This is a genomic window from Amycolatopsis panacis (genome assembly GCF_003600245.1).
Taxonomy (GTDB): Bacteria; Actinomycetota; Actinomycetes; order Mycobacteriales; family Pseudonocardiaceae; genus Amycolatopsis; species Amycolatopsis sulphurea.
The window spans coordinates 82,476-94,651 of record NZ_QZFV01000131.1; the positions used below are offsets into that span (position 1 = coordinate 82,476).

The 12,176-nt window shown below is 69.8% G+C and carries 9 protein-coding genes; 2 read left to right on the forward strand and 7 right to left on the reverse strand.

What is annotated here, in order from left to right:
- Positions 1–3: 3 nt before the first annotated feature.
- Genes pucD through D5S19_RS28045 form a run of 4 tightly spaced genes read right to left on the reverse strand, consistent with a single transcriptional unit; the run spans position 4 to position 4,908 of the window.
- Positions 4–2,262, reverse strand: a complete 2,259-nt coding sequence (gene pucD / locus D5S19_RS28030) for a xanthine dehydrogenase subunit D (protein ID WP_120026363.1) — start codon at positions 2,260–2,262, stop codon at positions 4–6.
- Positions 2,259–3,599, reverse strand: a complete 1,341-nt coding sequence (locus D5S19_RS28035; protein WP_120026364.1) for an 8-oxoguanine deaminase — start codon at positions 3,597–3,599, stop codon at positions 2,259–2,261. The genes pucD and D5S19_RS28035 overlap by 4 nt, the downstream gene beginning before the upstream one ends.
- Positions 3,596–4,063 (reverse strand): (2Fe-2S)-binding protein, encoded by a 468-nt coding sequence (locus D5S19_RS28040; RefSeq protein WP_120026365.1) that lies wholly within the window; start codon positions 4,061–4,063, stop codon positions 3,596–3,598. The genes D5S19_RS28035 and D5S19_RS28040 overlap by 4 nt, the downstream gene beginning before the upstream one ends.
- Complete coding sequence (locus tag D5S19_RS28045; RefSeq protein WP_120026366.1) at positions 4,054–4,908, reverse strand: FAD binding domain-containing protein; 855 nt, start codon at positions 4,906–4,908, stop codon at positions 4,054–4,056. Before D5S19_RS28045 ends, D5S19_RS28040 begins: the two co-directional genes overlap by 10 nt.
- Positions 4,909–5,032: 124 nt before the next feature.
- On the opposite strand from D5S19_RS28045, the gene D5S19_RS28050 reads away from it, so the two are divergent.
- Positions 5,033–6,409: a helix-turn-helix domain-containing protein gene (locus D5S19_RS28050; RefSeq protein ID WP_120026367.1), complete on the forward strand. Its 1,377-nt coding sequence runs from the start codon at positions 5,033–5,035 to the stop codon at positions 6,407–6,409.
- A 101-nt stretch (positions 6,410–6,510) separates the two neighbouring features.
- Here D5S19_RS28050 and htpG read toward each other — a convergent pair whose 3' ends face one another.
- From htpG to aceB, 3 genes are read right to left on the reverse strand one after another with little or no spacing between them, the layout of a single operon-like run.
- Entirely contained in the window at positions 6,511–8,472 is a 1,962-nt protein-coding gene (gene htpG / locus D5S19_RS28055; protein ID WP_120026368.1) for a molecular chaperone HtpG, read from the reverse strand.
- Positions 8,473–8,515: 43 nt separating this feature from the next.
- A complete protein-coding gene (locus D5S19_RS28060; protein ID WP_120026369.1) occupies positions 8,516–9,715 on the reverse strand; it encodes a DUF6986 family protein in 1,200 nt (399 codons plus the stop codon).
- Entirely contained in the window at positions 9,715–11,289 is a 1,575-nt protein-coding gene (gene aceB, locus D5S19_RS28065) for a malate synthase A (protein ID WP_120026370.1), read from the reverse strand. Before aceB ends, D5S19_RS28060 begins: the two co-directional genes overlap by 1 nt.
- A gap of 108 nt (positions 11,290–11,397) precedes the next feature.
- Between aceB and D5S19_RS28070 the strand changes: the two genes are divergently transcribed.
- A complete protein-coding gene (locus tag D5S19_RS28070) occupies positions 11,398–12,162 on the forward strand; it encodes an IclR family transcriptional regulator (protein ID WP_120026371.1) in 765 nt (254 codons plus the stop codon).
- Positions 12,163–12,176 lie beyond the last annotated feature (14 nt).

The window sequence follows — 12,176 nt, forward strand, 5'->3', positions numbered from 1 at the left end:
GCCTCAAGTGCCGGTGAGATGTTCCGGACGGACCGGGACGCGGCTCAGCGCGAGTCCGGTCGCGGCGCGGATGGCGGCGACGATGGCGGGGGTCGAGGAGATCGTGGGGGGTTCGCCGACGCCGCGGAGGCCGTAGGGGGCGTGCGGGTCGGGGCGTTCCAGGACGTCGATCGACATCGGGGGCATGTCCAGCACGGTGGGGATCAGGTAATCGGTGAACGACGGGTTGCGGACCTTGCCGTCCACCACCTGGATCTCCTCCATCACCGCGAGGCCGAGGCCCTGGGCGGAACCTCCCTGGATCTGCCCGACGACGGCCTGGGGGTTCATCGCCTTGCCGACATCCTGCGCGCAGTCCAGCTGCACGACCTTGACCAGGCCCAGCTCCACATCCACATCGACCACGGCGCGGTGGGCCGCGAAGCCATACTGCACATGGGCATCGCCCTGGCCGGTTTCCGGGTCCAGTGCGGTGGTCGGGCGGTGGCGCCATTCCCGGGTTTCGTCGAACAGCTCGTCCGCCAGGACGGAAACCAGGACGACCTCTCCGCCGGCGGAGAGCAGTTTGCCGCCGGAGAAACGGGTTTGCGGCTCCAGCGCGGCATGCGCCAGCAGCCGGGTCCGGACGGCGGCGCAGGCCGAGCGCACCGCGCCCCCGGTGACGTAGGTCTGCCGGGAGGCGGAGCTGGATCCGCTGTTGCCGATCGACGTGTCCATCGGCAGCACGGTCACCTGCTCCACACCCAGCTCGGTCCGCACGATCTGCTGCAGCACGGTGACCAGCCCCTGCCCGACCTCGCAGGCAGCGGTCTGCACGGTGGCCGCGGGTTCGCCGCCGACGACCTGCAGCCGGACGCGGGCCGTCGAGTAGTCGTCGAAACCTTCGGAGAAGCAGATGTTCTTGATGCCGACGGCGTAACCAACCCCGCGCACAACGCCCTCGCCGTGCGTGGTGTTGGACACCCCGCCGGGGAGGTTCCGCAGGTCATTGCCGCGCTCGGCGGGCAACGGCTTGTCCCGCACGCGTTCGAGCAGTTCGGCCACCGGAGCCGCGGAGTCCACGACCTGGCCGGTCGGCATGGCCGAACCCTCGCGCATGGCGTTGCGCATGCGGACTTCCACCGCGTCGATACCGCAGGCCGCGGCCAGCCGGTCCATTTGGGACTCGTAGCCGAACGCAGCCTGCACCGCGCCGAACCCACGCATCGCGCCGCACGGCGGGTTGTTCGTGTACGTGCCCCAGCAGTCCACCGACACGTTGTCCACTGTGTACGGTCCCACGCCGAGCGTCGCGGCGTTCGCCACGACGGCGCCGGTGGACGAGGCGTACGCACCACCGTCGAGGAAGATCCGCGCCCGGACGTACACCAGGCGACCGTCCCTCGTGGCACCATGCTCGTAGTACATCTTCGCCGGATGCCGGTGCACGTGGCCGTAAAAGGATTCTTCGCGGTTGTAGACCATCTTCACCGGCTTGCCGGTGTGCAAGGCCAGTAGGCACGCGTGCACCTGCATCGACAGATCCTCCCGGCCGCCGAACGCACCGCCGACGCCGCTGAGGGTGAGCCGCACCTTCTCCACCGGAAGCCCGAGCGCCGCGACGATCTGCTGCTGGTCGACGTGCAACCACTGCGTCGCCACGTACAGGTCCACACCGCCTTCGGTGTCCGGCACGGCAAGCCCGGATTCCGGGCCGAGAAAGGCCTGGTCCTGCATACCGACCTCGTACACGCCGGACACCACGACATCCGCCGGAATCTCGGCCGCGCCACGGCGAATCGGTACGTGCCGCACGACGTTGCCGCCCGGATGCAGCTCGGCGCCCAGACCCGCGACCGCCGCTTCGGAATCGGTGACCGGGGTCAGTTCCTCGTACCGCACCTCGATCCGCTTCATTGCGCGTCGCGCGGTCTCCGGATGGTCGGCGGCCACGAGCGCGACCGGTTCCCCTTGGTAACGCACGACTTCGTCGGCGAGCACCGGCTGGTCAGCGTGTTCCAAGCCGTAGCGGTTCAGGCCCGGCACGTCCTCGTGTGTCAGCACCGCGTAGACCCCGGGCACCCGCAACGCTTCGGTCAGGTCGATGCCGAGGATCCGCGCGTACGGATGCGGGCTGCGCAACGTGACGCCCCACAGCATGTCCTCGTGCCACAGGTCCGAGGCGTACGCGAATTCGCCACGCACCTTCACCGTGCCGTCCGGCCGGGCCGCGTTCGCGCCGACGCCGTTCGCGGTACCGGTCGCCTGTTCCGTCGTGGTCATCGGTCCTCCCGCAACCGCGCGCTCGCCGCCGTCAGCTCGCGGGCCAGCACAGACTCGTCCGCCAGCTTCAGACGGCCCTGCTCCACCACCGTCTTCCCGCCGACGAAAACCCGCGACAACGGTGGCGTGGCGCCCAAGACGAGCGCCGCCACCGGGTCGTCGATGCCCGCGTAGTTCAGGCCGGACAAGTCCCACACCGCCAGATCCGCCAGTTTGCCGGGCTCCAGCGAACCCAGCTCGCCCTGCCGGCCGAGGCAGCGCGCGCCGCCCATCGTGCCGAGCCACAACGCTTCCCGAGTGGTCAGCGCAGTCGGCCCGCCGCGCTGACGCGCCTGCAGCAACGCCTGGTGCAGCTCCTCGCCAAGCCCGCCGGACTCACTGGACGCCGCCCCGTCGACGCCCAGACCAACCGGCGCGCCCGCGTCGAGCAGGTCACGCACCGGCGCGATCCCGGTGCCCAGCCGTCCGTTCGACGTCGGGCAGTGCGCGGAGCCCGTGCCGGTCGCACCGAAGCGGCGGATCGCGTCCGAGGCGAGGTGCACGGTGTGCGCCAGCCACACGTCCGTACCGAGCCAGCCGAGCAGGTCCGCGTACTCGGCAGGGGTGCGCCCGGTTTCGGCCAGGCACTGTCGCTGCTCGTCGAGCGTCTCGGCGAGGTGGGTGTGCAGCCGGACCCCCTTGCGCCGGGCCAGATCCGCGGCACCGGTCATCAGCTTTTCGGTAACACTGAACGGCGAGCACGGGCCGACCGCGATCCGCAGATGCGCACCGGGATCGGGGTCATGGAAACGGTCGATCGCCGTTTCGGTGCCGAGCAGCGCGTCCTCGGTGCTCTCCACCAGCCGGTCGGGCGGCAGGCCGCCGTCGGACTCGCCGCGGTCCATCGAACCGCGGACCAGATGCAGCCGCACGCCGATCCGCTCCCGCGCGGCGGCGAGCGCGGCCACCTGATCCCCGCCGTCGGAGGGGAACACGTAATGGTGATCGGCCACCGTCGTGCAGCCGGTCAGCGCCAGGCGAGCCATCCCCGCGCTGGCCGCCGCGTGCGTGATTTCCGCGTCGAGACGGCCCCACACCGGGTACAGCGCGACCAGCCACTCGAAGAGGGTGTGGTCGGCGGCAAGGCCGCGGGTCGCCCACTGGTACAGGTGATGGTGGGTGTTCACCAGGCCCGGGGTGACGAGGCAGCCGGCGGCGTCCACGCGCTCGTCGGCTTCCCCGCGGAACGTTCCAGCGCCCACGCCGGAGATGCGGTCACCATCGATCAGGACGTAGCCGTTGCGGTACTCCGGGCCGCTGACGGTGGCGATCGCGGCGTTCTCCACGACCGTCCTCATGCGACACCGCCCTTGGCCGCGAGGCGGACCGCGTCCAGGATCTTCTCGTATCCGGTGCACCGGCACAGATTCCCGGCCAGCGCCTCCCGGATCTCCGCGTCGCTGGGCTCGGCCACCCGGCGAAGCAGGTCGTGCGCGGCGACCACGAGACCGGGCGTGCAGAATCCGCATTGCACCGCCCCGGCGTCTACAAAGGACTGCTGCACCGGATCGAGCCGGTCCCCGTCTGCGAGGCCCTCCACGGTGCGGACCGCGCGGCCCTCCACCTGCCCTGCCGCGACCAGGCAGGAACACACCGGCACATCGTCCAGATACACTGTGCACGAACCGCATTCGCCCTGCTCACACGCGTTCTTCGAGCCAGGCAGCCCCAGTCGTTCGCGCAATACGTACAGCAGGCTCTCGCCTTCCCACACGTCGTCCGCCTGCCGCGGCTCACCATTCACCGTCATGTTCACGCGCATGAGAACTCCCTCCAAGCCCACGTCAGCGTCCGCCGTGCCAGCACCGACAACGCATGCCGCCGATACCCCGCACTCCCCCGCACGTCATCGATCGGCGCCGCGGCGGCGGCCACCAGCTCGCCGAACCGGCGGAGCAGCGCGTCACCCAGCGGCGCCGGCCGATCCCACGGCAGCTCCCCCGCTGCGAACTCCTCCGCTGCCTGCACCCGTCGCGGCGTCGGCGCCGCCGAACCGATCCCCGTGCCCACCCGACGCTGATCCGGCCGCAGCACCAAGGCGAACGAACACACCGCGATCACCATCGCGTTCCGCGTCCCCACCTTGCTGAACTGCTGCGGCCCGGCGTCCGCGGGCAAGTGCACAGCCGTGATCAGCTCACCGGGCTCCAGCGCGTTCCGCTTGACCCCCAGGTAGAACTCCTCAGCCGGGATGACGCGCGTGCCCTGAGCAGAGGCGACCTCCACCACGCCGTCGAGCGCCAGCAGCACCGGATGCATGTCCCCGGCCGGAGAAGCCGCCCCGAGATTGCCCCCGACCGTGCCCCGGTTGCGGATCTGCGGCGAACCGACGGTCCGCGCCGCCATCGCCAGCCCCGGCGCGCGCGCCCCCAGCTCCGTGATGATCCGCGCGTAGGGCACCGTGGCACCTAGCCGCACCCGGCCGTCCGAAATGGACCATCCGGCCAGCTCCGGCACCCGGGTCAGATCGAGCAGCGCGGCCGGGCGCCGCTGGTCGAAGTTCAGCTCGACCAGCACGTCCGTACCGCCGGCCAGGGGTAGGGCGTCCGGCATCCGGGTCAGCTCGGCGAGCGCTTCGCCGAGCGATTCGGGCCGCAGGAACTCCACGCCGGGCTCCTCTTCTCCAGGGAAGCAACCAGTACACGCCGAACGCCCGCCGCCCGGCAACGGTGGCACGCCATGAAAGCCGCGGCAGCGCGGGACCACCCGTTTGTGCTTTCCTACAAGTCTGATGACGACCGTGCGAACCCTGCTGGACCTGCCCGGCCTGCGGCGGCACCCGGGCAGCCCGGACGAGCTGCTCGACCGGGCGGTGACCAGGCTCTACGCGACCGAGCTGCGCGACCCCGGCCGCTACCTCGGCGCGGGCGAGCTGGTCCTGTCCGGGTTGCTGTGGTGGCGGGCGCCCGGGGACGCGGAACCGTTCGTGGCCGCGCTCGCCGCGTCCGGAGCCGCCGCGCTGGCCGCCTCCGGCGCCGATTCGGGCGGGATCCCGGACGACGTCGTCACCGCTTGTGCCCGGCACCGCATCGCGCTGCTGGAGGTACCGCCTGAGCTGTCCTTCGCCGTGGTCACCGAACGGGTCGTGCTGGCCCTCGCGGCCACCGCGGACGAGGCACGCAAACGTTTGCTGACCGCCGCCGCCGAAGGCACGCCGGTGTCCGGCCTGCTCGACCGCGCCGCCGAAGAGCTGGATACGCCGTGCTGGGTGCTTTCCGCGGTGCCGCGGGTCGTCGCGGGGACGGAGGTGCTGCCGATCGACCCGGCCGAGGCGGTCCGACGGTTCATCGCCGCCCACCGCCGTCCGACCGCGGCGGGCGGGCTCACCGTGCTCCCGGTGGAAGGCAGGCAGTCCGTGCCGTGGCTGCTGGCCGTGGCCGGTCCACTGAGCGGCGCACACGCCGAACTGGCCGAAGAACTGGCCGGGCTGATCAGCCTCGCCAGGCAAGCACCCGAACCCGCCACGATCGGCGACGGCCCGGTCCGGGCGATCGCCCTGCGCACGGATGGTTCCGACGAGGCCGCCGAGGTACTGGCCGAGCTCCTCGCCCCCGCCCCGTTCGCCTTCACCCCGGGCGCCGAGGGCGAGGCGTTCGCGCTTGTGCCCGGCGCGCACTGGCCCGAAGACTGGGCGGAAACCACCACCGCTGCACTGTCCACAGTGGAGCCTCTACTGCACGCCTCCCGCCTCGCGGCCGGATTCGCCGACGCGGTCCCCGCGGCGGAAGCGGAGGGGGCACGGGAAGTCGCCCGGCAGGCGCTCATTCTCGCCGCCGCCCGTCCCGGCCCGATCGCCGTCGTGCCGGCCGACGAGGTGGGCGTGCACCAGCTTCTGCTCGCCGGAGCGTCGCCGGACCTGCGCCGCGCGGTACGCCGACGCCGGCTCGGGCCGCTCCTGGACTACGACGCCGAACAGCACTCGAACCTGGTGCACACGGTCCGGGTCTACCTGGAATGCTCCGGCTCGCCGACCCGGGCCGCGAAAGCACTGCACATCCACGTGAACACGTTGCGCTACCGCATCGGCCGGGCCGCCGAGCTGCTCGGCGCGGACCTGAACGACTTCGCCACCCAGGTCGACGTCTATCTCGCGCTGACCGCCGAATAGGTACCCCTCAAAGATCGGGCACGAATTCCGCCTGCCAGAGCGGCAAAACCTCGAAAACCCGGGGCTGTCCCCCGGTGGCGGAGCGCCACCGGGGGACGCCGTCAGAGCACCTTCGCGGCGCGGTCGGCGACCAGGGCCAGGAAGCGGCTCGGGTCGCTCAGCTCGCCGCCTTCGGCGAGCAGGGCCATACCGTGCAGCAGTTCCGCGGTCTCGGCCAGCGTGGCGTCGGCCGGGTTCTCCCCGTACGCCGTGCGCAGGCCGGTGACCAGCGGGTGCTCCGGGTTCAGCTCCAGGATCCGCTTGACCTGCGGCAGCTCCTGGCCCATCGCGCGGTACATCTTCTCCAGCGTCGGGGTCAGATCGCCCGCGTCACCGACCACGCAGGACGGCGAGGTGGTCAGCCGCGAGGACAGCCGGACCTCTTTGACGGACTCCGACAGCGAGGCCGACATCCACTTCAGCAGGTCGGCGTAGTCCGCCTTCTGCTCGTCGGTGGTCTTGTCGTCCCCGAGGTCGACCTCGCCCTTGGCGACCGACTGGAAGGACTTCCCGTCGAAGCCGGTGACCCCGTCGACCCACATCTCGTCGACCGGGTCGGTCAGGATCAGCACCTCGTACCCCTTGGCCCGGAAGGCCTCCAGGTGCGGCGAGTTCTCGATGGTGCCGCGGGATTCGCCGGTGGCGAAGTAGATGTGCTCCTGGCCGTCCTTCATCCGCGACACGTAGTCCCGCAGCGAGGTCGGGTTCTCCGCGTGGTGGGTGGAGGCGAACGAGGAAATCTCCAGGATCTGCTCGCGGTTCTCCGGATCGTCGAGCAGGCCCTCCTTGACCGCGCGGCCGAACTCGCGCCAGAAGGTCGCGTACTTTTCCGCGTCCTCGGTCATCATCGTCTTGACCGTGGCCAGGACCTTCTTCTCCAGCCGACGCCGGATGGCGCGGATCTGCCGGTCCTGCTGCAGGATCTCGCGCGAGACGTTCAGCGAGAGGTCCTGCGCGTCCACGACGCCCTTGACGAAGCGCAGGTAGTTCGGCATCAGCGCTTCGCAGTCGTCCATGATGAAGACGCGCTTGACGTAGAGCTGCACGCCGCGCTTCGCGTCCCGCATGAACAGGTCCATGGGCGCCCGCGACGGCAGGAACAGCAGCGCCTGGTACTCGAAGGTGCCCTCGGCCTGCATCCGCACGGTTTCCAGCGGATCGGTCCAGTCGTGGCTGATGTGCTTGTAGAACTCGTGGTACTCCTCGTCGGAGACCTCGTCCTTCGAACGCGCCCAGAGCGCCTTCATCGAGTTGACCGTCTCGAGTTCGGGCGCGGCCGCTTCGCCTGCGCCGTCCTCGGAGGTGTCTTCCTCGGGCGCGCTCGCCTCGGGAGTGCCGGTCTTGGCCATCTTGACCGGCCAGGTGATGAAGTCCGAGTACCGCTTGACGATCTCGCGGATCTTCCACGGCGAGGCGTAGTCGTAGAGGTGGTCCTCGTCGTCGACCGGCTTCAGGTGGAGCGTCACCGAGGTGCCTTGCGGGGCGTCGGCGACCGGCTCGATGGTGTAGGTGCCCTCGCCGGCGGACTCCCAGCGCACCCCCTCGCCGGTGCCCGCCCGGCGGGTCACCAGAGTGACCTTGTCGGCGACCATGAAGCTGGAGTAGAAGCCGACGCCGAACTGGCCGATCAGGTCCTGCCCGGCCGCGCCCTTCGCCTCGTCCTTGGCTTCCTTGAGCTTGCGCAGGAACTCCGCGGTGCCCGATTTGGCGATCGTGCCGATCAGGTTCACCACGTCGTCGCGGGACATGCCGATGCCGTTGTCGCGCACGGTGACCGTGCGGGCCTCGGTGTCCAGGTCGATCTCGATGTGCAGGTCGTCGGTGTCGGCCTGCAGCTCCTTGTCCCGGTAGGTCTCCAGCCGCAGCTTGTCCAGCGCATCGGAGGCGTTCGACACCAGCTCGCGCAGGAAGATGTCCTTGTTCGAGTAGATCGAGTGGATCATCAGCTGCAGCAGCTGCCGCGCCTCGGACTGGAACTCGTGGGTTTCCACCTGTCCGGTTTCGCCGGCTGTGTTTTCCGTCATCGGTAGTGCGTTCCTTCCCGCCCCTTGAAGACCGGCAGGAAGTTTACCCACGTGCTTCGCGGCGGGCGTAGGCATCCAGGGTGCGCACGTCGAACGGCAACTCCGCCTCGGCCAGCGCACCACAGTGGTAGCCGCCGAGCAGGTACCGCGCGAGCGCCTCGGCGGTGGCCGGCTCGTCGAGCACGCCGCCGGAAACCTGGTCCGCGTAGTTCCGCAGCCGCTGCGCCGCGGACGGGAGGCCTTCGCGATAGAAGGCGTACGTCGCGGCGAAGCGGGTCGGCAGTTGGTGCGGGTGAAGATCCCAACCCTGGTAGAAGCCGTTCTCAAGGGAACGGCGCACCAGACGCCGGTGCTCCGCCCACGCGCCGTCCAGGTCGTTGCCCACCGGCAGCCGGTTGGTCGAACCGTCGGACAGCCGTACGCCGGTACCCGCCGCGGCCAGCTGCATGAACTGCTTCGCGAAGTCGGCCGCCGGATGCGCCATGCTCTGGTACGCCGCCGCGATGCCCAGGCCCGCGCTGTAGTCGTACGTCCCGTAGTGCAACCCGGAACAACGGCCGGCGGCGGCATGGATGATCCGCGCGACCGAGACCGTGCCGTCGGTCGACAGGACCGACTGTGCGGTCTCGATCTGCACCTCGAACCGCAGCGTGCCCTCGGCAAGCCCGTACGCGGCTTCGAGACGCGCGAGGACGTCTGCAGCGACCTCGACCTGTTCCACTGCGGTGACCTTCGGCAGCGTCACCACGAAACCGTCTGGCAGAGGCCCTTCTTCGAGCAGCCCCGAGAGGAACAGGTCGAGCGTACGGATGCCACGCCGTCGCGTCGCAGCTTCGAAGCTCTTGAAGCGGATTCCGGCGAACGGCGTGCCACCTGTCGTGGCGAGCGTGCGCCCTGCGGACAACGCGTCGGCGTCCTCCACGTCGTCGCCGGGGTGGCCGTAGCCGTCTTCGAAATCGATGCGCAAATCCTCGATCGGCTCGGTAAGGAGCTTCTCGCGGACTCGCTCGGCGACAGCCGGGTCCAGGTCGAGCAGATCACCGTGCTCGATGAAGACCCGCATCGCCTGTTTGCCCCAGTCTGCGACCAGGCGCGTGCGGTACTGGGACGCCGGCACGTACACCGTGTGTACGGGCCGGCGACCCGGCGACTCACCGGGGTAGCTGGCCGCGACGCGCGCGTCGGCCTCGGCCAAACGCGCGTCCGCTGCGGTGTAGACGTCCTCGGTGAGCCGACCCGCCATTACTGGATGTACTCGTAGGCCGGCAGGGTCAGGAAGTCGGGGAACTCGTCGGCCAGGGCGACCTGCTCGAACAGCTCGACCGCCGGCTTCAGCAGTTCCTCGGGCACCTCGGCGGCCAGCTCGCCGCGTACGTCGGCGACAACGCCGCGCACCAGCTCCGCGGTGACCTTCTCGCCATTGTCGAGCTGTGTGCCGTTCTTGACCCACTGCCACACCTGCGACCGCGAGATCTCCGCCGTGGCGGCGTCCTCCATCAGGTTGTGGATGGCCGCCGCACCGTTGCCGCTCAACCAGGACGCGATGTAGCGGACGCCGACGTCGACCGCGGCACGCAGCCCGGCCGCGGTCGCGCTACCCGGGGTCGACGCGACGTCGAGCAGCTGATCGGCCGTCACGCTCACCTCGTCACGGGTGCGCTCCAGCTGGTTGGGCTTGTCGCCGAGAACCTTGTCGAACTCGTCCTTGCACAGCGCCACCATGCCGGGGTGCGCAACCCACGAACCGTCGAAGCCATCGCCTGCTTCGCGCGCTTTATCCGCGTGCACCTTGTCGAAGGCGCCCTGGTTGACCTCAGGGTCCTTGCTAGGGATGAACGCCGCCATCCCACCGATGGCGAACGCACCGCGCTTGTGGCACGTACGCACCAGCAACTCGGTGTACGCACGCATGAACGGCGCGGTCATGGTCACCGAGTTACGGTCCGGCAGTACGAACTTCTCGCCCGCGTCGCGGAAGTACTTGATCACGCTGAACAGGTAGTCCCAACGCCCCGCGTTCAGCCCCGAAGCGTGCTCACGCAGCTCGTACAGGATCTCTTCCATCTCGAACGCGGCCGGGATGGTCTCGATCAGCACAGTCGCGCGGACGGTGCCGTGCTCGATACCCAACGCCTTCTCGGCTTGCGTGAACACGTCGTTCCACAGTCGCGCTTCGAGGTGGCTCTCCATCTTCGGCAGGTAGAAGTACGGCCCCTTGCCGCTGTCGAGCAGCGCGCGCACGTTGTGGAAGAAGTAGAAGCCGAAGTCGACCAGCGCGCCGACCCCCTTGCGCCCACCGAAGGTGAGGTTGCGCTCATCGAGGTGCCAGCCACGCGGGCGGACCACGATCGTCGCGTGCTCGACGCCGTCCTTCAGCGCGTAGTGCTTGCCGTTCTGGTCGAGCGTGATGCTGCCGCGTACGGCGTCGTGCAGGTTGACCTGTCCGCCGACGACGTTGGCCCAGTGCGGCGTGTTCGCATCCTCGAAGTCCGCGAGCCACACCTTGGCGCCGGAGTTGAGCGCGTTGATGGTCATCTTGCGGTCGGTCGGGCCGGTGATCTCCACGCGGCGATCGCGCAGCGCTACGGGCGCCCCGGCGACCTGCCAGTCGCTCTCGCGGATTTCCTTCGTCTCGGGCAGGAAGTCGAGCCGTCCGGTGGTGCGGGCCTCCTCGCGGCGCTTGCCGCGGGCGGCCAGCAGCTCATCGCGGCGCGCGGCGAACACGTCGTGCAGCCCCGCCACGAAGGCGAGGGCTTCCGGCGTCAGGATCTCGTCCCCGCGCTCGACCGATCCGCCGAGGACCTGGGCTTCAGACATGCGCAACACCCCGAGTACTGGTTGGGATAACGTCCTTACGGTTTCTACATGACGGACTATAGTTTCTGCATAGCGGAAGCTCAATCGGGACTGTGAGGAGGACCACCGGTGGCGGCGGAGAAAGGCGGGCGGGATGGCGGCGTGCAGTCGCTGCAGCGGGCGTTCGAGCTGCTGGAACACCTGGCGGACACCGGTGGCGAGGCCAGCCTGTCGGAGCTGGCGACCCTGTCCGGGCTGCCGATGCCGACGATCCACCGCCTGATCCGGACGCTCGTGGACCTGGGTTACGTGCGGCAGAACAACAATCGGCGCTACGCACTGGGTGCCCGGCTGATCCGCCTCGGTGAGAACGCAAGCATGCAGTTCGGTGCGTGGGCACGGCCGCTTCTCGCGCAGCTCGTCGACGAGGTCGGTGAGACGGCGAACCTGGCCGTGCTGGAACGCGACGAAGTCGTGTACGTGGCACAGGTGCCGTCGAAGCACTCGATGCGAATGTTCACCGAGGTGGGGCGCCGGCTGCTGCCGCACGGCACCGGCGTCGGCAAGGCGATGCTCGCGCAGCTACCCGCCGACGAAGTCGCGACGCTGCTGTCGCGCACCGGCATGCCCGCCTACACCGAACACACCTTCACCGACCCGAAGGCGCTGGCGGACGAGCTGAAGAAGATCGCAGGCCAGGGCTACGCGCTGGACGAGGCCGAGCAGGAACTGGGCGTCCGCTGCATCGCGGTCGCCGTCCCGGGCGCGCCGGTCCCGGCCGCGGTGTCGGTCTCCGGCCCGTCCGGCCGCCTCACCGCGGACGCCGTCGGCCACATCGCGCCGGTGGTGCAGAAGATCGCGGACCGGCTGGCCCAGCAGCTGCCGGTGGGGTGATTCCCGGCGTCCAC

What these genes read in the sequence shown, in the direction of transcription:
- D5S19_RS28060 (WP_120026369.1), bottom strand. Translation starts at nt 9,715, where the DNA reads ATGGCGGGTCGGCTCACCGAGGACGTCTACACCGCAGCGGACGCGCGT.
- aceB (WP_120026370.1), bottom strand. Translation starts at nt 11,289, where the DNA reads ATGTCTGAAGCCCAGGTCCTCGGCGGATCGGTCGAGCGCGGGGACGAG.
- D5S19_RS28050 (WP_120026367.1), top strand. Translation starts at nt 5,033, where the DNA reads ATGACGACCGTGCGAACCCTGCTGGACCTGCCCGGCCTGCGGCGGCAC.
- D5S19_RS28040 (WP_120026365.1), bottom strand. Translation starts at nt 4,063, where the DNA reads ATGCGCGTGAACATGACGGTGAATGGTGAGCCGCGGCAGGCGGACGAC.
- D5S19_RS28035 (WP_120026364.1), bottom strand. Translation starts at nt 3,599, where the DNA reads ATGAGGACGGTCGTGGAGAACGCCGCGATCGCCACCGTCAGCGGCCCG.
- htpG (WP_120026368.1), bottom strand. Translation starts at nt 8,472, where the DNA reads ATGACGGAAAACACAGCCGGCGAAACCGGACAGGTGGAAACCCACGAG.
- pucD (WP_120026363.1), bottom strand. Translation starts at nt 2,262, where the DNA reads ATGACCACGACGGAACAGGCGACCGGTACCGCGAACGGCGTCGGCGCG.